The sequence below is a fragment of the Streptomyces sp. NPDC058092 genome (assembly GCF_042884935.1).
In the GTDB taxonomy this organism is placed as follows: Bacteria; Actinomycetota; Actinomycetes; order Streptomycetales; family Streptomycetaceae; genus Streptomyces.
The window spans coordinates 43,794-70,178 of the sequence record NZ_JBHVSY010000006.1 but is presented as its reverse complement, the minus strand read 5'-3'; the positions used below and the strand labels follow the sequence as shown (position 1 = coordinate 70,178).

The following is a 26,385-nucleotide window of genomic DNA, read 5'->3' as shown; positions in this document are numbered from 1 at the left end:
CCTTTATACGAGGGTTCGACCGACGGCGCCCGCCCGGCGGAGCCGTCACCGGTGCCGGCCGGGGGGGGCGGGCTCAGCCCGCGAAGGCCGTCCCGGGCGTCCCGTGCCCCGCGTCCGGCAGCACCAGCAGCGAACCGGACAGCGGGTGCGGGGCGACGAGGCCCGTGCGGGCCGTGGAGATGTAGAGGTCGCGCAGGTCCGCACCGCCGAACGCGCAGGCGGTCGGGCGTTGTACCGGAAGTCCGACGACGCGGTCCAGGGAGCCGTCGGCCGTGTAGCGGCGCACCGCGGCGCCGTCCCACAGGGCGACCCAGACGGCCCCGTCGGCGTCGACCGTCAGCCCGTCGGGGAACCCCGCGCTCTCCTCGACGGTGGCGAACGGGCGCCGGTTCACGGCGTGTTCGCCGTCGAAGTCGAAGACGTCAATGCGGCGCGTGGGCGTGTCGATGAAGTACATCAGGCGCTCGTCCGGGCTCCACCCGATGCCGTTGCCGCAGGCCACGACGGGCAGCACCGGGGTGACCGTGCCGTCGGGTGCGACGCGGGCGAGGCTGCCGCCGGTCTCCGCGCCGTCGTAGCGCATGGTGCCCGCCCACAGCGCACCGTCCGGCGCGACCGCCGCGTCGTTGCCACGGCGCCCGGGCTCGGGGTCGTGGACCAGCCAGCGGAAGGTGCCGTCGGGGCCGTACAGGCCGATGCCGTCACGCAGATGGACCACGAGCCCACCACCGGCGCGTGGTTTGGCGGCTCCGACGTGCTGTTCGGTGGCCATGACCGTACGGCGGCCGGTCACCGGGTCGTAGGTGTGCACGCGGGCGGCGACGATGTCCACCCAGATCAGGCGGCCCGTGACCGGGTCCCAGGTCGGGCCCTCGCCGAGCTCGGCCTGCTCGTGTACGGCCACGTCCAGGCCTGTGCCGGTCATGTCTGCCCCTCGTGGTGTCCGAGCCGGCCGGAGAGCGCATCGGCACCGTCGGCCGCGGGGCCCACCGGCTCCTTCTCGCGCTCCTCGGTCCGGCGGATCACCGGAATCACGCACCCAGCGTAGACGTGTGGCCATGGCCTCGGCACAGCGACCGTGCGATGCCGGGGGACCCGGGTGAGGTCAGGGCCGTCGGCCGAGTACGGCCGGCCTGCCGGTCGGCGTCCGCGGGAACCTCGGCGGGAGGGCGAACAGACCGCTCTGCGAGAGGTCCCGCGCGTGAGTCCGGCACCGGGCCGTCGGCACAACCTCGCGGACGGCCTGCTGGATGTGCGAGTGGTGCACGGCGGCCGTACGCCCGGGCTGCGCCTGCTCGCGGCGGCCGTCGCGGGTCCGCTCACCCGCTCCCCCCGTCCACGCGGCACAACGGCGCCACCGGTTGCGGATCACCGCCCTGACACCCGGCACTCCTTATACGTACGACGGCGAAGTCGCTGACAGCCGACACGGGTCGGTGATCGACAAGCTTCCGGAGGCACTGACGGTGTACTGCCCCCCGTGCCGGTGTAGCGAAGCACCCGGAGATCAGCCACGCCCGAACGAACCGGGCGAACCAGGGGCGGCCGACGGCAAGTCGGCCGCCCTCCACGCACGGAGTCCACATATCAAGACGCGTATCTCAATATTCGACATCGGCGCGTACGGTGTTGCAGCCGATCACCCCTTCGCGCGGCTCGCGTTCGGGCTCCGCGCCCCGAGGAAGGATCCACCGCCATGCCGAAAGAGACCGCCGTCTACACCCACGGCCACCACGAGTCGGTACTGCGCTCGCACCGCTGGCGCACCGCCGCCAATTCCGCCGCGTATCTGATCGATGAGCTCCGCCCCGGCATGACCGTGCTGGACGTCGGCTGCGGGCCCGGCACCATCACCGCGGATCTGGCCGCACTGGTCGCCCCCGGCCGGGTGACCGCCGTCGACACCACCGGGGAGATCCTGGCCCAGGCCGCCGAGGTCGCGACCGAACGCGCCCTGGACAACGTCGAGTTCACCACCGCGGATGTGCACGCCCTGGACTTTCCCGACGACTCGTTCGACGTCGTCCATGCCCATCAGGTGCTCCAGCATGTGGGCGACCCGGTGCAGGCGCTGCGCGAGATGCGGCGCGTCTGCCGCCCCGGCGGCATCGTCGCGGCCCGCGACAGCGACTACGCGGCGATGACCTGGTACCCGGAGGTGCCGGGCATGGACACCTGGCTGGAGCTGTACCGCCGGGTCGCCCGCGCCAACGGCGGCGAGCCGGACGCGGGCCGGCGACTGCTGTCCTGGGCGCGGCAGGCCGGCTTCACCGACATCGCCCCGACCGCCGCCAACTGGTGCTTCGCCACGCCGGAGAGCCGCGCCTGGTGGAGCGGCATGTGGGCGGACCGTACGGTCGGCTCGGTCTACGCGGAGCGGGTCGTGGCCGGCGGCCGTGCAAGCGCCGGGGAGCTGGCCGCGATCGCCGCGGCCTGGCACGCGTGGGGCGCGCGGGACGACGCCTGGTTCATGGTCCCGCACGGCGAGGTGCTCTGCCGTGCCTGATCACGGCCAACTACCCTTGTCCGCATGGACATTCTGGGAACCACGCTGCGCATCTGCGTCGACGACCTGGAGGCCGCGGTGGCCTTCTACGAGGACCTCACGGCCAGTTCCGCCCTGCGCTTCGAGCGGGGCGGGGTATCGGCCGCCGCCGTCAGTTGCTTCCTGCTGATGAGCGGTCCGGAGTCGGAGCTGGAGATCCTGCGCAAGGTGACGGCGACGATCGCGGTCAAGGATGTCGACGAAGCCCATGCCTCCCTCACGCGCGTCGGGGCCCGGATCCTCGCGGGCCCGGTGCCGACGCCGGCGGGCCGTAGCCTGATCGCCGTGCATCCGGACGGCTCGGTCTTCGAGTACGTCGACCGGAACCCGGCCGGCTGAACCCGCGGGCCCCCACCCGACGGATCGGACTCGCGGCCGTCCGGCCCATGCCGGTGTACGGCCGTCCGGCCCATGCCGGTGTACGGCCGTCCGGCCCATGCCGGTGTACGGCCGTCCGGCCCGTGCCGGTGGAGGTGGGCGCGGGCCGGACGGCCGTCGGCATCAAGTCCTTGGGCGCATCCGGTAGTTGTACGTGTCCGGCAGCGGCTCGTCGGTGAGCTCGGCCCAGACCTCGTCCAGGATCTCCGCACCCTCGCGCAGATCCTCGACCTCGAAGCCCTCGTCGAAGACGGCCCGGGCGGCGGCCCGGTCGCCCTCGGCGATCAGCATTCGGGCCTCCAACAGACGGAAACGACCGCGCTGTTGGACCACCGGAAGCAGACCGGCCCACACCGTCCGGGCCGCCGCGGGACGCCCCGCTGTCAGCATTGCTTCCATCGCCTCGCGGCCGAGCGCCGTCGCGGCGGACGTCCAGGCGCCATCACCGCGTTCACCATCGCCCTCGCCGTCGGACCGTTGCGCACACAGGTCGTCGAACGCCTCCGCGTAGAGATCGGCGGCCCGGTCCCCCTGTCCGCTCTCCTCGGCGGCGACGGCGAGGCAGCGCAACAGCGGCCACCGGGACGGGGCGAGAGCCAGTCCGCGTTCCCAGCTGCGGACCGCCTGGGCGCGGTCGCCGGCGTGCCACTGGGCGACGCCGAGGTGGTATTCGGTGAGGGGTTCGGCGGCGGCCGTCTCCAGCATGTCGCGCCAGTGCGGCGAGACCAGGGAGGGGCCGGGCGGGGTCGCCCTGCGGGGTTCGGGGAAGGTGCCCTGGTCCAGCAACTCCAGCCAGGGCTCCTGCTGTTCACCCAGGGTGGACTCGGCGAACGGTGTGCCGGGGAGCCGGTACTTCCCGCGCCGGACTTCCAGGGCGCCCCAGCCGGAGCCGGTGGCGAGCGACTCGCCGGGCTCGGTGTCGGCGCAGGGGCGCCAGGCGGCGTACGCGGCGTCGACATCGGCGCGCGGCAGCACCTCGGCGAGCCGTCGCTCCGTCTCCGCGCGGGCTGCCGCCCAGTCGTCGCCGTGTACGTCCCCGGGGTCCGCGGACAGCGGTCCGTACGACTCCAGCCAGCTGAACTCGGCACCCGGTTCGAGGGGGATGTGTTCCAGCTGGGTACGGGCGAGTCCGGCCTGGATCTCGGCGTAGCCGACGGTGCCGGGCTCGGTGAGCCACTCCTGCCAGCGCCGCCCGCCCGGGCCGCTGCCCCACAGGAACAGCTTCCGGCCCCGCAGCAGATCGGTCGACGTCTGGACGAGTCCGTGTCCGTCCTCGTCGAGGGAGGCGATCCAGCGGCGCGCGCCGTCGGGCACCTCGTAGAAGTAGTCGGCGGGGAAGTCGCCTCGCAGCGGGTACGTACGGTCGACGGAGCCCGACTCGGGGACCGGGACCCGGGTCAGGGTGCGCTCGTAACCGAAGTGCCACGCCTCCTCGGCCGGGGCCAGGACGCGGGTGCGTGCGCCTTCGGGCACGGCGATGTTGGACCACCAGTAGACGGGTGCGGTGTGCTCGTGCGGATTGCGTATCCGTACGCCGACGTGCAGGAAGTCGGAGTCCTCGGGCAGCCAGAGGTCCACCTGGAACGGCAGGTCGCGCAGCCGCTCCCACTCCCAGAGGCGGACCATGTCACCGCCGTCGGGTGCGGGCACCCGGGCCGCGTGCACCGGGGCGCAGGACAGTGTGGTGTGGCCCGTGGCGCCGATGTTCCACTCGATGCCGCCGGAGAACCAGGCGCCGTTGAGCGCGAAGTCGGCTGGCTGCAGCACGGGGTTGGTGTAGAGGAGTTCGCGGCCGGTCGGCTTGTGGTGGAGGGAGTGGACGCGGCCGCCGAGCCCCGGCAGGACGGTGGCCCGCAGCCGGGCGTTCTCGATGATGATCGCGTCGAGTCCGGTGGGGACGCGCTCGCGCCCGTACCCGTCGAGGATGCGCACCGGCAGCACGGTGGCCAGGGGTTCGTAGCCGATCTGGCGTGCCATGTCACGTGGCAGTCCGGCCCGGTCGCGGTCGTCGACGACATGCATCTCGTCGAGCGGCCGCAGTGCGGGCAGCGGGTTCTCCGGGCCCAGTGGTGCGGCGGGCAGAGTCAGTACGGCACGTCGTACGGTCGTGGCCAAGGCAACCTCGCTCCCTCGCGCGGGCCGCCGCAGGTCCGGGCGCCCCCCGATGACCATGGAACACGCTGGACTGCGGCCCGGCCAGGGGCGTTGCCGTCAGACTTCGGCAAAAGACCGAAAGATCACGGGAGCGGCGCCGGAGGCCATCGCCCGGAACCCCGGACCCGGAGCCCGAATCCGGGTCCGGAAAATTCGCGTGCGCCTCGCCCCCACCGCCGTAGCCTTGCCCTTCGACGGTTCACGAGCGAAAAGCGGAGCGGGAATCACGATGAGCACGCAGCACACCTACCGAGTGATCGTACGCGGCACCTGGGAGAGCCTGACGGAAGAGGCACGCGCCCGGCTCCTGTCCGAGGTGGACGAGCACGGCCTGAGCGCGATGCAGTTCACCGAGGAGGGCTCGCTGACGTACGACCGCGTGCTCAAGCACTTCAGTTTCCGGTTCGTGGTCGTGTCGGACGCCGAGGACGGCGAGGAGATGGCATCCGCGATCGCCGAGGACCGGGCCGAGACCCTGTTGCGGGACCAGGGTTGCGGTCATGGCGAACTGCGCTCCACGGCAACGGACATGGACACCATGAAGATCAATTACAAGGGGCGGTGAGCGGCGGGGCGGCCGCCGCGCGCCCTGCCGGCGACGGCCCGCTCAGCCGAGGTCCAGCTCCGGCTCGTACATGTCCAGCCACATCGCGAGGTCCAGGGTGCGTTCCAGCCCGCGCCGGGACGCCGAGGTGCTCCCGGGCGCGTCGTGTTCGGCCACCCTGCGCAGCCGGTCGCGGTCGATGAGGTCGAAGACCCGGTGGCCGGGGCGTGCGAGCAGGGTGCGGGCGTGCTCCTGGAGGGCGACGGCGTACTTCGGGTCCTGGGTCGACGGATAGGGGGTCTTGGTCCGCTCGTACACGGAACGGGGCAGCAGATCGGCGGTGGCCTCGCGCAGCAGGCTCTTCTCCCTGCCGTCGAAGGACTTCAGGGCCCAGGGGGTGTTGTAGACGTACTCGACGAGCCGGTGGTCGCAGAACGGCACCCGGACCTCCAGACCGACGGCCATGCTCGCGCGGTCCTTGCGGTCGAGCAGGACGCGTACGAACCGGGTCAGGTGGAGGTGGCAGATCCGGCGCATGCGGTACTCGAAGTCGCTCTCGCCGGTGAGCCGTTCGATGCCGGCGACGGCCGATTCGTAGCTCTCGCGGATGTACTTCTCCAGGCCGAGGGCCTGGTTCACGTCGGCGCGGAGCACGCCCGCGTCCTCGCCGAAGTGCTCGGTGAACCGGACCAGCCAGGGAAAGGTGTCGGCGCTCCGGGCCTCCTCGTCGAAGAACTGGAGGTAGCCGCCGAAGACCTCGTCGGCGGACTCGCCGGACAGGGCGACCGTCGAGTGTTCGCGGATGGCGCGGAAGAGCAGATAGAGCGAGGCGTCCATGTCGCCGAGGCCCATGGGGATGTCCCGGGCCCGGATCATCCGGGCGCGCACATCGGGGTCGGCGAGGGCGTCCGGGTCGAGCACGATGTCGCGGTGGATGGTGCCGGCCCGCTCGGCCACGGCGTGCACGAACGGTGTGTCGGGGGTGGTGCGCAGCTCGTCGGCGACGAAGTTCTCGGTGCGTCCGACGAAGTCGACGGCGAAGGTGCGGACCTTCTCGCCGGTCTCGGCGAGCTGCCGGGCGGCGAGCGAGGTGACCGCGGAGGAGTCGAGGCCGCCGGAGAGCAGGATGCAGCGGGGCACGTCGGAGATCAGCTGACGGCGCACGATGTCATCGAGCAGTGACCGTACGGTGGCGATCGAGGTGTCCCGGTCGTCGGGGTGCGGGCGGGTCTCCAGCCGCCAGTAGACGTGTCGGCGCAGGCCGTCACGGTCGACGGTGAGTACCGTGCCGGGCTCCACCTCGTACATGCCGTCCCAGACGGCGTGGCCGGGGTTCTTGACGAGACTGAAGAGCTCCCGGAGCCCGTCCAGGGTCACCCGGGGCCGGGACAGCGGGTTGGCGAGGATGGCCTTGGGTTCCGAGCCGAAGAGCACTCCGTCGGGCGTCGGCCAGTAGTAGAAGGGCTTGACGCCCATCCGGTCGCGGATCATGACGAGCCTGTCGTGGCGGCTGTCCCAGAGGGCGAAGGCGTACATGCCATTGAGCCGTTCGGCGACGGACTCGCCCCACTCCAGATAGCCGTGCAGCACGACCTCGGTGTCCGAGCCGGTGCGGAAGCGGTGCCCGCGGGCGGTCAGTTCGGTGCGGAGTTCGGTGAAGTTGTACGCCTCACCGGAGTAGACGAGGGCGACGTCGCCCTCCGGGGTGGAGACGGTCATGGGCTGGCGTCCGCCGGGCAGGTCGATGATCGCGAGCCGGCGGTGTCCGAGCCCCGCGTGCTCGACGGTCCAGGTCCCCCGGTCGTCCGGGCCCCGGCAGGCCATGGTCTCCGTCATCGCGTCCAGCGTCGCGGCCTCCGCGGCGGCTCGCAGATCACGGTCGAAGGAGACCCAGCCGACGATGCCACACATACGCGTCCTCCCGATTCGGTCCCGGCCGGGAAGCGGTCGTACGCACGGTGCCGTCGCTCGGGCGGCGTGCCGAAGGCGAAGGCCCGGCAGAACCAGTTGTATTTAGCAGCTATGTATCGAGCCTGTGCCTGCGATTGCGTACGGTCAACACGATCGTCATCCCGCCGGGGGCGGACTCCCGATACTTTCGGCCGCCGTTTTCCCCTTCCTGTACGGAGTACAGAGCTCCGCATCCCGTTCCGAGAGGGCGCGCGCGTCGCGGAGGCAACCGAATCGGCCATGGGCAAAGACTTGCCCAATCCGGCTTCGGCCAGTGGGGTGCACCCGGCAGCTCAGCACATGGGCCGATACGCCAGACCGGGCAGCCGCGCCTGCCATTCGTCCTCCGCGGGCCCGCCCTGCGAACGGAATTGCTGGGCGCCGCCTGCGGGGGCTGCCCAGCAACACGGCGGACGATCGACTGAGCGAGAGACCCACTCAGGACGGAGCACGTCATCTCTCTCATCCAGCACCCCGCACCCGCCGTCGATTCGCGAACGGAACATCGCCGGCCATCACCCCCGCCCCGGCCCCGGAGCGCCCTGCGCCGGGCGGTCCCGTGGGCCCCCGTTCTCGTGGCCCTGCTCGTCGGGTTCTGGGGCATCCGCCGCCAGGGCACCCTGTGGGGAGACGAGGCGGTCACCTATGCCATGTCGCACCGGAGTGTGCCGCAGCTGTGGCACACCCTGGGCCACGTCGACGTCGTGCACGGCCTGTACTACCTGATCATGCACGGCGTGTTCGGCCTCTGGGACGGCGGTCTCGTGGCACTGCGGCTGCCCTCGGTACTGGCGGTCGCCGCGGCCACGGTCGGCATCGTACGGCTCGGACAACGGCTCGGCGGGACCTGGACCGGGCTGCTGGCGGGCCTCGTCTTACCGCTGCTCCCGCCGGTGCAGCGGTACGCCCAGGAGGGCCGGTCCTACGCGCTGATCTGCGCGCTGATCACCTGGGCCAGTTGTCTTCTCGTCAGCAACCTCTCCCGGCCGAAGGGACCGGACGGGGGTCGGGCACGGGGATGGGTGACATATGGCGTTGTCATGCTGACAGCCTGCCTGCTCCACGAGGTCGCCGTGCTGATACTTCTGGCCCACGGTGTGACCGTATTCGGGACGCGTTCGACGCGGCCCATGAGACGTGCGTGGGGCATCACGGCGGCCGGGGTCCTCGCCGGGCTGCTCCCGCTCGCCGTCTTCAGCACGACGCAGTCGGCGCAGGTGGACTGGATCGGTCCGCCGGACGCCGGGGAGGTGCTGGCTTTCGTCGTGACCGCCCTGCTGGGCATCGTCCTCGCCCGCTCCACCGGCCGTTCGCGCGGACCGGTCACCTTGCCCGCGCTCGCGCTCCCGCTGCTGATCCTGCCCACCACGCTGCTCATACTGACGAGCCCCCTGCATCCGTTGTACGTGGACCGGTACGTCCTGGCCTCCGCCATCGCCTTCGCGCTCCTGGCGGGCGCGGCGCTCGACCGGCTCCGGTTACGGCTGTCGGCACCCGAGGCAGGAACCATGCGACGTGTGACATGTGCAATGGCGCTGGTCGCAGTGCTCGCCACCCTCGTACCCGTGAGCACCGCGCTGCGGAAGCCGGGGAGCCGCGAGAACGACGCGGTCGCGATCGCCCGGGCGGTCCAGGACATCACCGAGCCCGGGGACGGGCTGCTGTTCATGCCGTCACGCAGACGCGTGTGGATGCTGGCCCGGCCGGACTCCTTCGTGGCGCTGTCCGACCTCGCTCTGGAGCGAACCCCCGTGGCGTCCAACACGCTGTTCGGCCGCGAGTTGCCACCGGAGCGGATCCGCGAGCGCATCCTGACCAGCACCCGCGTCATCGCCGTGCACGACCTGGAGGGCCAGCCCCTGGACGCGAACGCGCGCGAGGCGGTCAAGCGCGCCACTCTCGACGCGTACTTCGAGGAGTGCGCGAGCCGGACGGTGACGCAGGCGCGCATCACCGTGTACGCCAGGCCGGGCCACTGCTGAACCGCGCCGGCCGAACCGATCCGGACAACGGGCACGGCCGGCCGGCCGATCCCGCCGGCCGGCCCCTCGATGTGCCCGCAGGTCCTCGTGCCCCTCCCGCCAAGCTTTGCCGGTCAAGGTACTAGCTCAGCATCTCGGCCGTGATCGCCCACCGCTCGTGGTCGCGCCAGGCTCCGTCGATGAAGAGGAAGTCCGGCGAGAACCCTTCGAGGCGGAATCCGGCCCGCCGGACGAGGGCGATCGACCCCTCGTTGGCGGGCTGGATGTTGGCTTCGAGCCGGTGCAGGCCGAGCGGCCCGAAGGCGTACCGCAGGACCAGTGCCAGTCCTTCACTCATCAGACCGCGCCCCACCACATGGGCGAAGGCCCCGTATCCGAGCGCTCCGCAGCGGAACCCGCCGTGGACGATGTTGTTGATGTTGATGAACCCCGCGATCCCACCGCCGACCCCGCCCTCGCCTGCCCTGCCCTTGCCGGCTTCCCGTTCCCGTTCGCGTTCGCGTTCCGGTTCGCAGACCAGGAAGCCCGCCTTGGTCGGGTCGTCGATCAACCGTCCCGCGTAGGTGGCGTACGCGCGAACGTCCTCGGGCGGGAAGAGCCAGGGGCGGTGTACGTCCCGGCTCTCCCTCACCCGCGTGGTGAACTCTTCGGCATCCGCCGGGGTGTAGGCGCGGATCGCCACACGGCGTCCCTCGGCCAGATAGTCCAATGCAGACATCCGGCCAGCTTAGGGGGGTGTGGTCGGTCCGTCGCGCGCCTCACTTCCCCCGGTCGCCGACCACCGGCAGCTCCAGCACACCCGTGTCCTCGGGGGCGCTGACCACCGTGACCGGCTTGATGCCGTGGTTGCTTTGCGATACGGCCCCGTTCAGACCAGCGCGGGCCCCTCGATCGTGAGTGTGGCGGGGCCGCCGTCGGCCGGCGCGTCCAGCACGGCGGGCACGCCGAGCGGAATCGTCAGTGCCGTCGGTCCGTGCCCGAAGCCCAGCTCCTCGACGACGGGTACGCCCAGTGTGCCGAGCCGGTCGGCGAGGACCGCCCGCACGCTCTCGTACGGGCCGCAGCCGGCCCAGGAACCGCAGGCCACCCCGGATATCCCGTCGAGCGCGCCGGCCCTCAGCAGTTGAGTGAGGATGCGGTCGATGCTGTACGGGTCCTCGGTGGTGTCCTCGATCACCAGCAGCCCGCCCCGGGCCGACGTCCGGCCGTGCGGAGTACCCAGGTCGGCGGCGAGCAGGCTCACACAGCCGCCGTAGGTGATGCCGCGGGCCCTGCCCGGTACCAGCGCCCGCGCCGTGGGCAGGCCGAGGGTCCGTACCGTCTCGGGCTCGAACAGGGTGGCCCGCAGGGACTCCTGGGTGTCCGGGTCCTTGAGGAAAGTTTCGGTGCCGGCCATCGGACCGTGCAGGGTGGCGAGCCCCATGCGCCCGGCGAACGCCTCGTGGAGCACGGTGATGTCGCTGTAGCCGATGAACACCTTGGGCCCGGCCGCGCACATCGCCACCCAGTCGACCAGGTCGACCATGCGGTGCACGCCATACCCGCCACGGGCGCAGATCACCGCGTCGACGGACGGATCGCACCAGGCCTCCTGGAGATCCCGGGCGCGCGCTTCGTCCGTACCGCCGAGGTAGTCCAACTCCGGGTGGACGTCGCGCACATGAGGAGCCTCGACGGGTTCCAGGCCCCAGCCCCGCAGTACGTCGAGGCCCGCCTCCAGACGGTCCGCGGGCACCGGCCCGCTCGGTGCCACGACGGCGATCCTGGCACCGGGACGAAGCCGGGCGGGGCGGGTCAGGGGCGCGAGGGTCACTTCTTCAGCTCCAGCCGCGGCACGTCGGGGCAGTCGATGCCGAACGTCTGCCCGTACAGGGAGAGTTCGGCCTCCAGGGCACGGATCATCGTGTCGGCGCGCCGGAACCCGTGCCCCTCCCCCTCGAAGGTGAGGTACGCGTGCGGGATACCGCGCCCCTCGACCTCGGCCAGGAACCGCTCGCACTGGACGGGCGGGCAGATCGGATCGTCCAGTCCCTGGAGCAGGAGGAAGGGGGTGGTCAGCCGGTCGGTGCGGCTGATCGGCGACCGTTCGCGGTAGCGGTCCGGGACGTCGGCGAGGGGGCCCACGAGGGACTCCAGGTACTGCGACTCGAAGTCATGGGTCTCGTCGCTGCCCCAGCCGGTCAGGTCGAGGATGGGGTAGATGATCGTGCCGCAGGCGTAGACATCGGTGCCGGTCAGCGAGGCCGCGGTGGTCCAGCCGCCGGCGCTGCCGCCCCGGATGGCGAGGCGCTGCCGGTCGGCCGTGCCCTCGGCGGCCAGCGCCTGGGCGACGGCCGCGCAGTCCTCGACGTCGACGACGCCCCACTGTTCGCGCAGCCGGTTGCGGTAGCTCCTGCCGTAGCCGGTGGAGCCGCCGTAGTTCACTTCGGCGACGCCGATGCCGCGCGAGGTGAAGTAGGCGATCTCCAGGTCGAGTACGAGTGCGGCATGGCCGGTCGGGCCGCCGTGCGCCCAGACCACGTAGGGCGGCAGTTCACCGTCGGGGCCGGCCCGGTCGGGGTTGCGGGGCGGGTAGATGTGGGCGTGGATCTCCCGGCCGTCGGGCCCGGCGAAGGTGCGGTCCTCGGGCCGCGGGTAGTACGCGGGATCGACGGCGTCCGCGTGCGGTGTGCCGATGACCCGGGTACGGCCGGTCGCGGTGTCCAGCTCGACGACCTCGTAGGCGCTGTACGGGCTCGCGGCGATGCCATAGACCCGGCTGCCGTGCACGGCGAGCGACTCGGCCCATTCGGTCCAGGGCCCGGCGACGTCGACGAGGTCACCGGTCGCCGGGTCGAGGATGCCGAGCGTAGTGGTGCCCTTGCCGTGGACCGTGGCGATCAGGCCGTTCTCCAGCGGCCGGAACCAACTGAGCCCGATCTTCCACAGCGGTCCGGCGAACTCCTGCTCCCGGGGGCAGAGCGCGACCGCGCCCCGGTGCGGATCGGCGCGGTAGAGGTTCCACCAGCCGCCGCGGTCACTGGCGAAGAGAAGCTGCCCGTCGGCACCCCATTCGATCTGCGGCACCGATTCCTCGGGGCCGCCGCCGAAGCTCCAGGTGTGCTGAAACGTACCGTCCTCGGCGACGTCCGCGAGCATCACCTCGGTGCCGTCCCACGGCATGCGCGGATGGTCCCAGGCGAGCCAGGCCACCCGCCGCCCGTCGGGCGAGAGCCTCGGCCCGGTGACGAACCGGTGGCTGTCGTCGGTGAGTTCACGTACCGCGGAGCGGTCCTCGGCGGCCGAGCCGTCCAGGGGTACGGCGGCGATCACCCGGCGCAGGTCGGTGGGCTGCTCGCCGGTGAACTCCTCCAGGACGCACCACACTTCGCCCTGGTCGCCCCGGTCGAGGTGGAGCTGCGGGTCGACCCACCGCAGCCCGCCGCCGACGGACGAGACCGGGGTGAGCGGCCGGGGATCGCCGGGCCCGTCGGGGGCGTAGGCGTACAGCCGCTGGTCGGCGAAGTCGACGAAGACGATCAGCGGCCCCTCCTCGGCGCGTTCGGCCCCGGCCCAGGGTTGTCCGCCGTATTCGATGACCCGGCTCCGTACGTTCCATGGAGCAGGCAGGACGCTGTGACCGGTCCCGTCCGCGCGGCGGCGGATCAGGGCGCGGCGGCCCGCCTCGGCGGGGCGCGGCTCCGTCCACCACACCTCGTCGCCGACCACGCCGACGTACTCCGGACGGCCGTCGTGCGAGGCGGCCAGCCGCGCGTCGATCGGCGAAGGCCACGTTCCGTAGGGCCCTGTGGACACCATGTTCGATTCCCCCCGTTCCGGGTCAGGCCGTGCGCAGGTAGTGGTCGAGGACGCGGACACCGAAGTGCAGTGCGTCGACGGGGACACGTTCGTCGACGCCGTGGAACAGCGCCTGGTAGTCGAAGCCGACGGGCAGCTTCAGCGGTGAGAAGCCGTAGCCGGTGATGCCGAGCCGGGAGAACTGCTTGGCGTCCGTGCCACCCGACATGCAGTACGGCACGACGTGGCCGTCCGGGTCGAAGCGTTCGATCGCGGCGCGCAGCTTCGCGAAGGTCGGCGAGTCGACGGGGGCCTGCAGCGGGGCCTCGCGGTGGTGGAACTCCCAGTCGACGTCGGGTCCGGTCAGCCGGTCCAGGGTGGCGTGGAACTCGTCCTCGCCGCCGGGGACCATCCGGCCGTCGATGAAGGCGGTGGCGTGGCCGGGGATGACGTTGACCTTGTACCCGGCTTCCAGCATGGTCGGGTTGGAGCTGTTGCGGACGGTCGGCGCGACCAGGTCGGCGGCCGGTCCGAGCTTGCCGAGGAGCTCGTCCACGTCGAAGCCGGGGGCGTCGAGGTCGGGACGGATGCCGTGCAGCGCGGCGATCTCGGTGAGCGCGGCGCGCACGGTCGGGGTGAGCCGGACCGGCCACCGGTGCTCGCCGATCCTGGCAACGGCCGCGGCGAGCGCGCTGACCGCGTTGGCTCTGTTGACCTTGGAGCCGTGTCCAGCCCTGCCGTGTGCGGTGAGTTTCAGCCAGGCGGTGCCGCGTTCACCGGCGGCGATCGGGTAGAGCGGCATCCCGGGGCCGGCGTGGAAGGTGAAGGCGCCGGATTCGCTGATGCCCTCCGTACACCCTTCGAAGAGTCCGGCGTGCCGGTCGGCGAGGAAGCCGGAGCCGTCCTCGGCGCTGGCCTCCTCGTCGGCGGTGTACGCGATCACGATGTCGCGGCGGGGCCGGACACCGGTCCGTGCCCAGGCCCGGACGACGGCCAGGACCATCGCGTCCATGTTCTTCATGTCGATGGCGCCGCGCCCCCATACGACGCCGTCGCGGACCTCGCCGGAGAAGGGGTGCACGGCCCAGTCGCCGGCCTCGGCCGGGACGACGTCGAGATGGCCGTGCACGAGCAGGGCGTCGGCGGACGGGTCGGTGCCCTCGATCCGGGCCACCACGTTGGTGCGTCCCGGGGTGCGCTCCAGCAGGGTGGGTTCCAGTCCGGCGGCGGCCAGCCGCTCCGCGACGTATTCGGCGGCCGGACGTTCCCGGCAGTCACCGCCGCCGCGGTTGGTGGTGTCGATCCGGATCAGTTCGGAGGTGAACGTCACCGATTCGTCGAGCGCCCGCTCGTCGACGCTCTCCTGCGGGTCGGTCGCCTCAGCCATACTGCTCCTCCACGGCGGAAGACACGATCGTCGTCACCGCCTTGAACGTGCGGATACCTTCGTACATCGTCGCGCTGGTGTAGGCGACGCGCCGTTCACCGCTGGGCGCCACGCCGGGGACCACGGTGGCCGCCGCGGCCAGATGCTCGGCGTCGAACTCCAGCTCGACGGTGAAGGGGCCGCCCTCCACCGGGGTGTGCCGCACGGCGAGCGCGGTCGCGTCCTTGGCCGCCGCACGGATGTCCGCGGCGGTACGGGCCGGGGTGCGGCACACCGCCGCGTACCGCGACACATAGTCCTTCACGGCGACCTTGCGGGCCCCGGGAGCGTACCCGTCCGCGTCCACGCAGGTCAGGTCGTCGCCGGTGACGAGGATGACGGGAACGCCGTACTCGGCCACGACATGCGCGTTGAGCAGCCCCTCACTGGCCCGGGTGCCGTTGAGCCACACCCCGGTGATGGAGTTCGCCAGATAGGTGTGGGCGAGGACCCCCTCCGTACCGGCGCCGGTGTGGTAGCCGACGAAGGCGATGGCATCGACGTCGCCGTGCTGGATGCCCTCCACCATGGAGAGGGACTTGTGCCTGCCGGTGAGCATCTGGACCCGGTCGTCGAGCTGCTCCAGCAGGAGGTTGCGCATGGACCAGTGGGCCTCGTTGATGAGCACCTCGTCGGCGCCGCCGTCGTAGAAGCCGAGGGCTGCAGCGTTCACATCGGAGGTGAACAGGGCACGGCACCGCTCCCACTGGGGAGTGCCCGGCAGCACATCGGCCGGCCAAGTGACGCCGGTGGCGCCTTCCATGTCCGCACTGATCAGGATCTTCATGATGAGTCCGTCTTCTTACAGGTCAGGGGTTATCCGGGCCGGTCGTGACACCAGTTGCTGACATCAGATCCTGAAGGCCATCAAGCAGGCACCCAAATCGGCGCCCCCATACAAGCATCTTTGCTGGCCAACCGTCTCCCCTCCTCCGTCACCGGGGCCGAAACGCCCCGATGGGGCGGTCTTTGCCGGGTCGCCCCGCGAAGGTGTGGCCGCGCCGCTTGTAAGGCAACGTTCCGGGCAGTCCGCCCGCATGAACGATGCATCAACAAATCTGTGGGAAGAGGGACTTGGCGAACTGCTCCTGCGGATCGGGGACCGCCCGTGTCCCCGACGACCGCGTCTTCGCCACCAAGGGCGAACTGGCGCGGGCCATCATCCTGCGGGCCCTCGCCTCACCCCTGCCCATCGGCTGGGTCACCGCGGACTCCGCCTACGGCCAGGACACCTGGAGCGCCGGTACGGCACCGAGTTCTGGATCGAGACCCCCAGTTCTCCCCGCCGGTGCAGAAGTTCCTGCAGAGCAGGAAGGTCGATCTGTCCCGCTGGGGCGGACCGAGCCCTGGCATTACTGCGGTTGAACTCGCGGTGTCGTACGGGCTGACGGTCCTCGACCTGGGCTGAGGTCGGCCCGCCCGCTACGATCTCGGCTCGTCACCGAGCAGCACCGGGGAGGGGCCGTGACAGAGGGGCGGAGTGTGGCGGCGGGCGCCGTCGCCGAGCTGAGAAACGAGCTGGGGTGGCCGGACTGGTCCGACGCGTTCCACGCACGCGGGCGGGTACGGGGGATCAAGGGCCGGCTGCAAGGACTGCTACCGCCGGTGCTCTTCACGGTGACGCCGTGCGCTTCGCGGGCACGCGCGTGGAGACCCGCCGGGGCTGGCGGAGCCTCGGCGGGTACGTGGAGACCGCCGCCGGATTCGTCCTGCTGATGCCCCCGCCGTACCTGCTCGTTGTGCACTATCTGCCGAAGCGCGCCATGGGCAGGGACGACACCGATCGGTTGCGCGGCGTACTCGATCGCCACCTGCCCCGTCACGGCGGCCGTCCGCCCGGCACTGAGGTTCGGTAGGATCCGCAGGTCTTCGTACCGGGGAGGGATCATGGCCGAGAGCCGCAGCGCCGAAGGCACCAACAACAGCGCGGAAACCTCTGACGATGTCGTGGACGAGCAGCCCGCGGTCCAGCTGGTGTACCGGCCCCAGTCTGCCGACACACTGGTCGGCCTGCGGGTCCGCGAGCGGATCAAGCGGACCGGGCTGCTGCTGCGGGGCGTGTTCCTCGCACTGTGGGTAGGGCACTGGCTGGTCTCCGCCGTGGGCCGCGGGAGTATCGACGTGGTCTCGACGGTGCTGTTCTTGTTCGTCGTCCTGGTGGTGTGGGGGTACCCGCGGCTACAGGCCGCCCACGTGCAGCGGATCACCGCATGGCAGGGCGAGTACCGCGCCACCGTGTCTCCGGCCGGGATCACCTGCCGCAGCGACCACAGCACGTTGGTCCAGAAGTGGTCCGTCTTCCAGGGCTACCGGGAGACGGCAGGTCACTTCGTCCTGCTCAGCCGGGACCCCAACATCATGTGCCTCGATGTCCTGCCCAAGCGGGGCGTGCATGAGGCCGAGGGCCTCGACCGGCTGCGGGCCATCCTGGACCAGCACACCACTCGCGTGTGACGGACTTGAAAGGCACCCGGCGCCGGCCAGGAGCTGCCCGGTCGATCATGTGTCTGTCGCTTGATCAGCTCGTTGTTGCGGGCATGGGGCGGGGTGCACGCGGTGATCTGTCGGATGCGCAGTGGGAGCGGCTGCGGCCATTCCTGCCGGTAGGCAACGGTCGGTGCGGGCGGTGGCGTGATCGACGGGATCCTGCACCAGGTACGGACCGGTGTTCGATGGCGTGACCTACCGGAGCGAGTGGGCGAAGGCCGCCACTGTCAGCGCGGGGGCCACCAAGACGCCCGCAAAGAACTGCAGGACTCTGTGCGCGGCCCATCGGCGTGCGGGCGGGCGGGGTTTCGGCGGCCCGGCGTTCGCCCTGTCAGCCGTGTCGGGAGCCGGCGGAAGCAGAGGGCCGAGCTTGCGCGTCGACGCAGGCGGCGGCACGGGCTCGGTCTCAGCCTCGTGGCCGGTCGCTTCCGTACGGAGGTTCGTGAGGCGCTGATGTACCGCTGACTGGGCCGCCACCGCTCGACCATCGAACGCAACGTCCTGGCTCACCGGCTGTCGCCGTCTCCATCGACGCTACGAGCGCAAGGCCGAGCACTTCCTCGCCTTCACGAGCATCGCCTGCACCCTCATCTGCTGCCGCACACTGGCTTCGCTGCGAGCGGCCCGCACTTCAGCCCGGGAAGTCGCCTGGCTGCAGGCCGCCGAGACCGGCGAGGGCATACCCGCTGTCCGGGCCGGCGGACGAGAACTTCCCGGCCTGGTCCTGGACCTCGACGCCACGCTGATCACCTGCCACTCGGAGAAGGAACAGGCCGCGCCCACCTATAACGGCGGCTTCGGCTTCCATCCACTGGTGTGTTTCCTCGCGAACACCGGCGAGGCCGTGTCCGGCCGACTGCCACCCGGCAACTGCGGAGCCGACACTGCCGCCGATCACATTGCGGTGCTGGACGACGCCCTCGCGCAGATCCCCGCCGCTCACCGGCACGGCACCGCGATCCTGGTCCGCGCCGACAGCGTCGGATCCGCGAAAGCCTTCCCGGCCCACATCCGAACCTTGCGCGGGCACGGGTTGGACCTGCGGTTCTCGGTCGGATACGCGGTCACCGAGCCGGTCCGCCGCGCGATCCGCTCGCTGCCCGAAGACCTCTGACATCCCGCCCTGGACCAGAACCGGACACTGCGCGACGGTGCCGAGGTCGCCGAGCTGACCGGCATGGTCGACCTTGCCGGCTACCCGGCCGGCACTCGCATCATCGTGCTCCGAGAGCGTCCGCACCCCGGAGCACAGCTGTCCTTGTTCAATCACGACGAGGGCCTGCGGCACCAGGCATTCCTTACCGATACCCCTTACCCCGGGGGTCACGCCACGCGCCGAGGAACCGCCAGGGCAGAGGCACATCAACGTTCAATGGTCCAGTCCTCCGAAGGGAGCGCCACCCACACCCCGAACAGGCGCAATTCCGGGCACCTCACGCCCGGGCGGCGGGCGGACCCGCTTGCGTCACCTTGACAGCCCTCTCCCACCCAGACCATGATTCCATTAATTGACTAATGGAATTGAGGCGAAGTGCATGGCAGACGCATTGACTCCGGCCGGCGCGTCCGGCGCCTGGGCGCTGGAGGCCCGCGGCCTGGGTAAGCGCTACCGCCGCGGCTGGGCGCTGCGCGACTGCTCGTTCCGGCTGCCGGCCGGGCGGATCTGCGGTCTCGTAGGTCCCAACGGGGCAGGAAAGAGCACCCTTTTGGGGCTCACGACGCGGCAGGTCCAGCAGACAGAGGGTGAGCTCCGCATCTTCGGCGTGCCGGTGGACGATCCCGCGGTGATGCCGCGATTCGCGTTCCTCGGGCAGGACAAGCCGCTGTTCAAGCGGTTCACCGTGGCCGAGACGCTGCGCCTGGGCAGCGAGCTCAACCCCGACTGGGACATGCCCGCCGCGGAGCGGATCGTGCGGTCGGGCCAGGTGCCGATGCACGCCCGTATCGGCACTCTCTCCGGCGGCCAGCGCACCCGTGTCGCGTTCGCGCTCGCCTTCGGCAAGCGGCCCGATCTGCTGCTGCTCGACGAGCCGATGTCCGACCTCGACCCACTGGCCCGCCACGACATGAGCACCCTCCTGATGTCGGAGGCCGTCGAGCGCGGCACCACCGTGGTGATGTCCTCGCACATGCTGTCCGAGCTGGAGGACATGTGCGACTACCTGCTGGTCCTCGCCGACGGCAGGATCCGGATGGCGGGTGACGCGGACGCACTCGTCCCCGCCCACGCGCTGGTGACGGGACTCGCCACGGACGGGAACCCGGCCGACCTGCTGGCCCCCCACACCGTGATCGAAATCCGCGTCCAGGGCAGGCAGTTCCACGCGCTGGTGCGAACGAACGGCCCGCTGTCGGCGGACTGGGTGGTCGCTGAACCCAGCCTGGAGGAAGTGCTGCTGGCGCATCTCCGCTCGTCGGACGCGCCCCCCTTGTTCACACCCGGTGCCCGCGTCGAGGCCGAAGGGATCCACACCTCATGAGCGCCACCCTGACCGACACCCCCCGGACCGGCCGGACGCCCCGTCCCCGGCTGCTGCGCGGGCTGAACTGGCTCGTCGTACGCCAGCACCGGGCCGCGCTGCTCTCCCTGCTCGCCGTGACGGTCCTCGGCTCGATCTGGATCGTGTACCAGCGCGGCAAGATGTCCCAGGCGCTCGAAGCGGCCGGCTGGCCGGACAAGCAGCTGTCGCAGCCGTCGTTCGCGTCGACGGGGCTCAGCCTCACCGTCACCGCCCTGGGCGCGCTGCCGGTGATCCTCGCCGTCTTCCTCGGCGCCACGCTGATCTCGGGCGATCAGGAGCACGGCACCGCGCAGCTGATCACCACCCAGTCCGTGTCCCGGCGCCGCTGGGTGACGGTGAAACTCGCCTGGTGCTACGGGGCCGTGATCGTGTCCGGCGCGGTGCTCTCGGCGTTCTTCACCTGGTGGTGGAAGCCCTATCGTTCGGTGTTCCCCAGTCTGTGGCCGGAAGGCCCGGTCTTCGACAACACCGGCCCTGTGCTCCCTGCGTTGGGTCTCTTCCTGACCGCCGCCGGCATCACCATCGGCATGCTGCTGCGCCGTGTCCTCGCGTCCATGGCGGTCACCTTCGTCTTCGCCGCGTTCGTCGAGGTCGTCTGGGGCGAGCTGCGTGTACTTCTCGCGCCGTCGCGCATGGTCACCTACCCACTCGACGGCGACATGCCCGCACGGCTGAGCGAGTCGCACGAACTGGACCGCTGGATCGGCTCCGCCGACGGCCATCTCTACGGCTGGGGGCTCTGCGCCAAGACCACCGAAGCGGCCTCGGACACCTGTGTCAAGGAGCACGGCATCGTCAACAACGTCGTCGAGTACCTCGGTTACGACCAGATGCCGGCCATGCAGTGGACCGCGGCGGGCATCCTGCTCGTGGCCACCGCCGTACTCACCGCGTTCACCCTGTGGCGGGTCTCCCGGAGCCCCCTCTAGGACCCGCGCCGCAGGTGCATATTGTTTCGGCAGTCCAACGGGAGGTGAAGACGGTGGTCGTATTCCGCATCGACAGACGCAGCGGAGTGGCAACGTACCTCCAGATCGTTCGACAGGTCGAACAGGCGCTGCGGATGGGCGCCCTGGAGGAGGGCGACCGGCTGCCCACGGCGGCGCAGGTCGCGGCGGAGACCAAGGTCAACCCGAACACGACCCTCAAGGCGTACCGCGAGCTGGAGCGCGCGGGCCTCGCCGAGGTACGGCAGGGAGCGGGCACCTTCATCACCCGCTCCCTCGCCCCGGCCCAGGAGGGCCCCGACTCCCCGTTGCGCACCTCGCTCGCCGCGTGGCTGGACGAGGCGCGGTCCCAGGGCCTGAGCGGCCAGGAGGTCAGCGCCCTCTTCCGGTCGGTCCACGCGGCGGTGTATCCGTCCGGGGCCGATGACTGAGAGCCGGTTCCGTGCTCCTCGTCCACGAGGTAGGGAAGTACTCCTGGTCCACGAGGTACGGAAGTACTCCTCGTCCACGGAGTGCGGAACCGTGCTCAACCCTGTGCGGGGTAGTCGCCCGTGGCGCCGTCGGTCCGCTCGCGCAACAGGTCCGCGTGACCGTTGTGGCGGGCATACTCCTGGATCATCACCAGGTACACCCAGCGAAGACTGACGAGCCGCCCGCGGGTCTTCGACCGGAACGTCTCGTCGAGACCGCGCCCCGCGACCGCGGCGTCGCACGCCTCGACCTCGGCGCGGTACGCGGCGAAGTCCCGTTCCGCGTAAGCGGCGTCGACACCCTCGATGCCTTCGTCCCCGTCATGGGGACCGGCGAAGACGTCACCGATCGGCTCACCGGCGAAGCTCCGCCGGAACCACCAGCGTTCGATCTCCGCCATGTGCCGCACCAGACCGAGGAGTGTGAGGTTCGACGGTTCGGCGGTGGTGCGGGCCAGTTGCGCCGGGTCGAGTCCGGCGCACTTGGTGAGCAGCGCCTCCCGGTGCCAGCGGAGCCAGCCCTCCAGCATGACGCGCTCGTCCGCGGTGCCCGGAACGTTCAGCTGGTCGCCATCGGATGTCGTACGTTCGATGCGGGGCGCCGTCCAGGTCATGGCGGTCATCCTCCCACCGGGCGCGCCGCGTTCAGCGGATTGAAGAGTGTCCGCCGTCGGGGGCGGTGTCCAGCTCGGCGCCGTCGATCTGCGCATGCGCCCAACGCGTCACCTCGATGGGAACGTTGCCGTCCGCGTCGCCGTGGAGGAACACAGTCGGTACGGAGATCGTGCCCAGCGGGTCGGGCAGCGGCGGTGAGTGGCAGGACAGACCGGTCGGGGCCGAGTCCACGCCCTGGCGCGGGGCCTCGGTCGTGTCCAGGTCGGACAGCGCCAGGAGCTCGGGGGTGCCCATGACCAGTCGATCGGCCCGGGGCCAGGCGTCGAGATCGGCTCGCGCTCGCTCGTGGCCGCAGAGATCCCGTCGGACGCCGAGCTCACCGAGGACTTCCAGATGATGTGCACCGCGTTGGTCGGGCCCAGGACCACGGCGCTCGACGAGGCGTCCCTGGAGGAGGCCCTGCCTGGGCCCACCGCTGCACCGACCGGCCCGAAACCCCCTGACGCCGGGGGTGTTCACTCGCCGGTGGCTCCGTCGATGCCCTCCCTGAGCAGGTCCGCGTGGCCGTTGTGCCGCGCGTACTCCTCGATCATGTGAGTGAGGATGTAACGCAGCGAGAACACCTCGTCGCCGTAACTCCCGGTGATCTCAAGGGACTCGGCGGCCTCCACGGTCGCCCTCGAGCGCGCGCACTCCTCGCGCCAGATCCCGAACGCCTCATCGGGGTCGGCGGTTTCCACCTCGAACTCGGCGAACTCGCCCGCGTTCGGCCCGGGCCAGTGCGGCGGCGCCACCTCGTCCTTCAACACGCGACGGAACCACGAACGCTCCACCTCGGCAAGATGGCGGACCAGCCCGAGCAGAGTCAGGTCCGAAGTGGGAACGGCCGGCCGTCTCAATTGCTCGGGCGTGAGCCCGGCGCATTTCATGGCCAGGGTCTCGCGCTGGAACTGGAGGAAGCCACTCAGCGACGTACGTTCGTCGCCCGCCTGCGGAGGGTACGTTCTCTTGTCATCCTGCATCGAGTCATCATGCCAACCACGACGGCCATGCGCTCGATGATTTCGCCGCGCCCGGCGGCAGGGGCGCGCCGGGGCGCTCAGCCGGCGCACTGACCCTTCAGGATCTCCTCGATCCGGACCAGCTCCTCGTCGGCGAACTCCAGGTTGCGGACCGCCTCGACGCTGTTCTCCAGCTGGGCGACGCTGCTCGCTCGGCCCCGGGTCCGGCGTCCGCCGGTCATCGGCGGAAGCGCCCCCGGGGGTGGTGCGCCTGGCGCACCCGGCCACGCACGGAACAGCTTCGGCAGGGTATCCGGCCGGGCGCCGGGCGGTGGGACCACCCGCCGTCCCGTGGAACGGTCAGTCCTCGTGCCCCAGTTGGAGGTCACGTTCGGTCCGTCCGCCGCCCGCGACCTGGAGGACGGTGGCCACCGGCGGATACCCGGCCGCGATCACCGTGTACTCACCGGTGGACAGGTCCACGAACCGGAACGCGCCGTCAGGCCCGGTGGTCAGGGTGTCGACCACATTGCCCGCCGCGTCCAGGAGCGTGACCCGGGCGTCCTCGACGGGCCGGCCGCCGCTCGCCCGTACGACGCCGCGCAGCACCGCACCACCGGCGAGTTCGATGTCCTGCCGGGTCTCCCTGGCGGCCTGCACGCTCACCGGCAGGGCGGCGGGCCGGAAGGCGGGGGCGCTGGCGGCCAGGGTGTACTCGCCGGCCACCAACTCCGTGATCACATAGCCGCCTTCGCGGCCACTGCGGGTGGACGCGACCACTTCGCCGCGCACATCGGTGAGGGTGACGGCAGCATCGCGCACCGGGATCCCGTCGGCGGTGACGACGGCCCCGGCAAGACGCCCGGCGCCGCCGAGCACCACATCGAGTTCGACGGGCCGTTCGCCCACGGTGACGCTGACGGCCTGCGGCTGGTGGCCGCCGGCCGCGGCGATGAGGACGTAACTGCCGGCGCCGGGCACGCTCAGCGCGTACCGCCCGTCGTCCCCGCTCGCGCCCCGTCCGACCTGCTGTCCCTGGACGTCGATGAGGGTGAGGGCGGCACGCGGGACCTTCGTACCGTCGGGGTGCTGGACGCTGCCGCACACGGGCACGCCCGACAGGTACACAGGCGTCGGAGCGGCGGCGGTGGCGCGGGCGGCGGGGATCGGTGCGGACTCGGCGGCGGTTTCGGGGCTGTGGTGGGACACCAGCGGTTTCTCCTTGAGGAAGAAGGCGAAGAACAGGCCGAGCGCGAGCACCGGCACGAGGTAGAGGAAGATCCGCGGCATCGCGTCGGCGTACGCCTGGATATAACTGTCGCGCAGCGCGGGCTCCATGGCATGGACCAGCTGCGGGGTGATCGACTCGGGGTCGGGGAGGTCGGCGCCGGACGGCAGACGGACCGCGAGCGCGTCCGCGAGGCGGCCGGCGAAGAGCGTCCCGAAGACGGCGGCGCCGACGCTGCCGCCGATCTGCCGGAAGTAGTTGTTGGCACTGGTGGCGGAACCGAGATCGGCGGGCTGTACGGAGTTCTGCACGGCGAGCACGAGTACCGGCATGATCAGGCCGATCCCGATGCCGAGCACGGCCTGCGCGATGCTGTATTCGAGGCGCGGAGTGCCGGTTTCGAGCCGGGAGAGCAGCCACATGCCGACCACCGAGACGGCGCCGCCGAGGATCGGATGGACACGGTAGCGGCCGGTACGGGAGATCAGCTGGCCGGAGACGACGGACGCCACGACGATGCCGCCCATCATCGGCAGCATCAGCAGCCCGGACTCGGTGGCGGTGGCGCCGTCGACCATCTGCAGGAACGTCGGCAGATAGCTGGCGGCACCGAACAGCGCGACCCCGACGACGGCGCCGACGAGCGCGGTGACATTGAAGATCGAGTCACGGAACAGCCGCAGCGGAATGATCGGTTCGGCTGCCCGGTGCTCGACGACGAGGAACAGCAGGGCCGTTCCGACGGCCCCGGCGCCGAGCCCCAGGATGGTGCGCGATCCCCAGGCGTACTCCGTACCGCCCCAGCTGGTCAGCAGCACCAGGCAGGTGGACGCGGCCGCGAGGAGCAGCGCGCCGAGAATGTCGAGGCGGGGGCGGACCGTGGGCCGGGGGAGTTTCAGTACGACGGTGATGACGGCGAGGGTGATCAGGCCGAACGGGACGTTGATGTAGAAGCACCAGCGCCAGGAGGCATGGTCGGTGAAGAAGCCGCCGAGCAGCGGGCCGGCGACGGAGGCGAGGCCGAAGGCGGCACCGATGAGTCCCATGAACCGGCCGCGTTCACGGGGCGGCACGACATCCGCGATGATCGCCTGGACACCGATCATGAGTCCGCCGCCGCCGATGCCCTGGACGGCGCGGAAGGCGATCAGTTCGTCCATGGTGCGGGACCAGCCGGCCAGTGCGGAGCCGATGACGAAGACGACGATCGCGAACTGGAAGACGCCCTTGCGGCCGAAGAGGTCGCCGAGCTTTCCGTAGATCGGCAGTCCGATGGTGGAGGCCAGGAGGTACGCGGTGACGGCCCAGGACATCTTCTCCAGGCCGTGCAGCTCACCGACGATCTTCGGCAGTGCGGTGGCGACGATCATCTGATCGAGCGCCGCGAGCAGCAGCGTCAGCATCAGTCCGAGGAAGACCAGCCGGATGTGGCGGGGGCTGGTCTCCGGCACGGGCGACGGAGCGGCGGCGGCCTCCTTCTCGGCGGGGAGTGGCGAGGGCTGCCGCAGCGGCAGCGTGGTCGCCGCTTCGCCGGCCCCCGTGCCGCTCGGCTCGTCCTCCAACAGAGTGATCCCACCCACCACGTGCCGCTCCCCTCGTCGCATCTGCGCCGCCCATTTCTCGCATCGGGCGACAAGCAAGGGCAAACGCGCCGGGGGGCGCTGACGGCGCACTCGGGGGGCTTAGCCCCCGGTGAGAGCCACTACGGCGCACAACCGACGGGTCGAGAAGACCACCCGAACCGGTGAGGCCGGTCAAGAGAGCATGGAGCTACTTCTCGACCTCGGTGGCGAGGTTCTGCAGCAGCTCGTCGTAGATCCGGCCAAGTCCCTTGGGAGCAAAGGTCTTCTCGAAGAATCCACCGATGCCGCCGGCGCCGTTCCAGACGGTCGACACGACCGTCTTCGACTTCCCCTCACCGGCCGGGGTGACGGTCCAGGTGGTGACCATGGAGGAGTTTCGGTCCTTCTCCACGAGCCGGCCGTCGGTGGGCTCGGTGACCTCCAGCAGGCAGTCGCGCACCCGCTTGCTGGTGGCCTGGAGCTTCCAGTGGACGAGAGTCCCCTCGCCGTCACCACCCTCGCGCACCTCGTACTCGCTGAAGTGGCCGGTCAGCACCTTGCTCCGGGTCTCCGCGTAATCGGCCAGCGCGTCGAACACCGTCTCCGCGTCCGCCGCGATGACTCGCTCTGTCGTGGCCTCGACCTGCGCCATGGCTGTTCCTCCAGCACTCGGTTGTTCGGGGGCGTGCTGAGCCAATCACCTCCGGCACGCCGCTCAAAATCCGGGCCGGGACGAAGGGGAGAAAACAATCAGAGGGACAAGTGTTCCATTCTCCGTCCAGTGCTGCCGAGGAGGC

Annotated in this window: 24 protein-coding genes and 2 pseudogenes; 12 read left to right on the top strand and 14 right to left on the bottom strand. The window is 70.8% G+C overall.

Annotation, left to right across the window (positions count from 1 at the left end):
- Positions 1-73: 73 nt before the first annotated feature.
- A complete protein-coding gene (locus ACFVV1_RS12235; RefSeq protein WP_389988483.1) occupies positions 74-925 on the bottom strand; it encodes an SMP-30/gluconolactonase/LRE family protein in 852 nt (283 codons plus the stop codon).
- Between the two features lie 273 nt (positions 926-1,198).
- Here ACFVV1_RS12235 and ACFVV1_RS12230 point away from each other — a divergent pair.
- The 3 genes and pseudogenes from ACFVV1_RS12230 to ACFVV1_RS12220 form a co-directional block, all read left to right on the top strand.
- Positions 1,199-1,478 (top strand): annotated as a pseudogene (locus tag ACFVV1_RS12230) (phosphoesterase); the annotation flags it as partial.
- A 218-nt stretch (positions 1,479-1,696) separates the two neighbouring features.
- Positions 1,697-2,506: a methyltransferase domain-containing protein gene (locus ACFVV1_RS12225; protein ID WP_389988480.1), complete on the top strand. Its 810-nt coding sequence runs from the start codon at positions 1,697-1,699 to the stop codon at positions 2,504-2,506.
- Positions 2,507-2,530: 24 nt separating this feature from the next.
- A complete protein-coding gene (locus ACFVV1_RS12220) occupies positions 2,531-2,884 on the top strand; it encodes a VOC family protein (RefSeq protein WP_389988477.1) in 354 nt (117 codons plus the stop codon).
- 162 nt (positions 2,885-3,046) lie between these two features.
- On the opposite strand, the gene ACFVV1_RS12215 is transcribed toward ACFVV1_RS12220, so the two are convergent.
- Positions 3,047-5,038, bottom strand: a complete 1,992-nt coding sequence (locus ACFVV1_RS12215; RefSeq protein WP_389988474.1) for a DUF5107 domain-containing protein — start codon at positions 5,036-5,038, stop codon at positions 3,047-3,049.
- A 268-nt stretch (positions 5,039-5,306) separates the two neighbouring features.
- Here ACFVV1_RS12215 and ACFVV1_RS12210 point away from each other — a divergent pair, with 268 nt between their 5' ends.
- Positions 5,307-5,642: a DUF6204 family protein gene (locus tag ACFVV1_RS12210; RefSeq protein WP_389988471.1), complete on the top strand. Its 336-nt coding sequence runs from the start codon at positions 5,307-5,309 to the stop codon at positions 5,640-5,642.
- A gap of 42 nt (positions 5,643-5,684) precedes the next feature.
- On the opposite strand, the gene asnB is transcribed toward ACFVV1_RS12210, so the two are convergent.
- Entirely contained in the window at positions 5,685-7,532 is a 1,848-nt protein-coding gene (gene asnB, locus ACFVV1_RS12205; protein WP_389988468.1) for an asparagine synthase (glutamine-hydrolyzing), read from the bottom strand.
- Between the two features lie 614 nt (positions 7,533-8,146).
- Here asnB and ACFVV1_RS12200 point away from each other — a divergent pair.
- Positions 8,147-9,553 (top strand): hypothetical protein, encoded by a 1,407-nt coding sequence (locus ACFVV1_RS12200; RefSeq protein ID WP_389988465.1) that lies wholly within the window; start codon positions 8,147-8,149, stop codon positions 9,551-9,553.
- Between the two features lie 121 nt (positions 9,554-9,674).
- Here the strand turns inward: ACFVV1_RS12200 and ACFVV1_RS12195 are convergent, their stop codons facing one another.
- The 5 genes from ACFVV1_RS12195 to ACFVV1_RS12175 all read right to left on the bottom strand — a co-directional run bounded on the left by ACFVV1_RS12195 (position 9,675) and on the right by ACFVV1_RS12175 (position 15,543).
- Positions 9,675-10,271 (bottom strand): GNAT family N-acetyltransferase, encoded by a 597-nt coding sequence (locus ACFVV1_RS12195; RefSeq protein WP_389988462.1) that lies wholly within the window; start codon positions 10,269-10,271, stop codon positions 9,675-9,677.
- Positions 10,272-10,421: 150 nt separating this feature from the next.
- On the bottom strand, positions 10,422-11,366 hold the full coding sequence (locus ACFVV1_RS12190) for an LD-carboxypeptidase (protein ID WP_389988459.1): 945 nt from the start codon (positions 11,364-11,366) through the stop codon (positions 10,422-10,424).
- Positions 11,363-13,351 (bottom strand): prolyl oligopeptidase family serine peptidase, encoded by a 1,989-nt coding sequence (locus ACFVV1_RS12185; RefSeq protein ID WP_389988456.1) that lies wholly within the window; start codon positions 13,349-13,351, stop codon positions 11,363-11,365. Before ACFVV1_RS12185 ends, ACFVV1_RS12190 begins: the two co-directional genes overlap by 4 nt.
- Positions 13,352-13,373: 22 nt before the next feature.
- On the bottom strand, positions 13,374-14,717 hold the full coding sequence (locus ACFVV1_RS12180) for a M20/M25/M40 family metallo-hydrolase (protein WP_389988454.1): 1,344 nt from the start codon (positions 14,715-14,717) through the stop codon (positions 13,374-13,376).
- The gene (locus ACFVV1_RS12175) at positions 14,710-15,543 is read right to left on the bottom strand and encodes a M55 family metallopeptidase (protein ID WP_389988451.1); all 834 of its coding nucleotides are present in this window, start codon (positions 15,541-15,543) and stop codon (positions 14,710-14,712) included. The genes ACFVV1_RS12180 and ACFVV1_RS12175 overlap by 8 nt, the downstream gene beginning before the upstream one ends.
- Positions 15,544-16,381: 838 nt before the next feature.
- Between ACFVV1_RS12175 and ACFVV1_RS12170 the strand changes: the two genes are divergently transcribed.
- From ACFVV1_RS12170 to ACFVV1_RS12140, 7 genes and pseudogenes are all read left to right on the top strand, one after another.
- Positions 16,382-16,612 carry a hypothetical protein gene (locus tag ACFVV1_RS12170; protein ID WP_389988448.1) on the top strand — a complete coding sequence of 77 codons (231 nt, stop codon included), beginning with the start codon at positions 16,382-16,384 and terminating at the stop codon, positions 16,610-16,612.
- A gap of 31 nt (positions 16,613-16,643) precedes the next feature.
- A complete protein-coding gene (locus ACFVV1_RS12165) occupies positions 16,644-17,210 on the top strand; it encodes a YcxB family protein (RefSeq protein WP_389988445.1) in 567 nt (188 codons plus the stop codon).
- A 498-nt stretch (positions 17,211-17,708) separates the two neighbouring features.
- A pseudogene (locus tag ACFVV1_RS12160) lies at positions 17,709-17,856 on the top strand (IS5/IS1182 family transposase); the annotation flags it as partial.
- Complete coding sequence (locus ACFVV1_RS12155) at positions 17,833-18,357, top strand: transposase (protein WP_389989071.1); 525 nt, start codon at positions 17,833-17,835, stop codon at positions 18,355-18,357. The pseudogene ACFVV1_RS12160 and the gene ACFVV1_RS12155, both read left to right, overlap by 24 nt.
- A gap of 421 nt (positions 18,358-18,778) precedes the next feature.
- Positions 18,779-19,723, top strand: a complete 945-nt coding sequence (locus ACFVV1_RS12150) for an ABC transporter ATP-binding protein (RefSeq protein ID WP_389988442.1) — start codon at positions 18,779-18,781, stop codon at positions 19,721-19,723.
- Positions 19,720-20,694, top strand: a complete 975-nt coding sequence (locus tag ACFVV1_RS12145) for an ABC transporter permease (protein WP_389988439.1) — start codon at positions 19,720-19,722, stop codon at positions 20,692-20,694. The genes ACFVV1_RS12150 and ACFVV1_RS12145 overlap by 4 nt, the downstream gene beginning before the upstream one ends.
- 44 nt (positions 20,695-20,738) lie before the next feature.
- A complete protein-coding gene (locus tag ACFVV1_RS12140; RefSeq protein ID WP_389989069.1) occupies positions 20,739-21,143 on the top strand; it encodes a GntR family transcriptional regulator in 405 nt (134 codons plus the stop codon).
- Positions 21,144-21,238: 95 nt separating this feature from the next.
- Here ACFVV1_RS12140 and ACFVV1_RS12135 read toward each other — a convergent pair whose 3' ends face one another.
- The 6 genes from ACFVV1_RS12135 to ACFVV1_RS12110 form a co-directional block, all read right to left on the bottom strand.
- A complete protein-coding gene (locus ACFVV1_RS12135; RefSeq protein ID WP_389988436.1) occupies positions 21,239-21,796 on the bottom strand; it encodes a DinB family protein in 558 nt (185 codons plus the stop codon).
- 31 nt (positions 21,797-21,827) lie between these two features.
- Positions 21,828-22,091 carry an alpha/beta fold hydrolase gene (locus ACFVV1_RS12130; RefSeq protein WP_389988433.1) on the bottom strand — a complete coding sequence of 88 codons (264 nt, stop codon included), beginning with the start codon at positions 22,089-22,091 and terminating at the stop codon, positions 21,828-21,830.
- Between the two features lie 221 nt (positions 22,092-22,312).
- A complete protein-coding gene (locus ACFVV1_RS12125; RefSeq protein WP_389988430.1) occupies positions 22,313-22,819 on the bottom strand; it encodes a DinB family protein in 507 nt (168 codons plus the stop codon).
- A gap of 77 nt (positions 22,820-22,896) precedes the next feature.
- The gene (locus ACFVV1_RS12120) at positions 22,897-23,040 is read right to left on the bottom strand and encodes a hypothetical protein (protein WP_389988427.1); all 144 of its coding nucleotides are present in this window, start codon (positions 23,038-23,040) and stop codon (positions 22,897-22,899) included.
- A gap of 118 nt (positions 23,041-23,158) precedes the next feature.
- Positions 23,159-25,609: an MFS transporter gene (locus ACFVV1_RS12115; protein WP_389988424.1), complete on the bottom strand. Its 2,451-nt coding sequence runs from the start codon at positions 25,607-25,609 to the stop codon at positions 23,159-23,161.
- A 187-nt stretch (positions 25,610-25,796) separates the two neighbouring features.
- A complete protein-coding gene (locus tag ACFVV1_RS12110) occupies positions 25,797-26,240 on the bottom strand; it encodes an SRPBCC family protein (RefSeq protein ID WP_389988421.1) in 444 nt (147 codons plus the stop codon).
- Positions 26,241-26,385 lie beyond the last annotated feature (145 nt).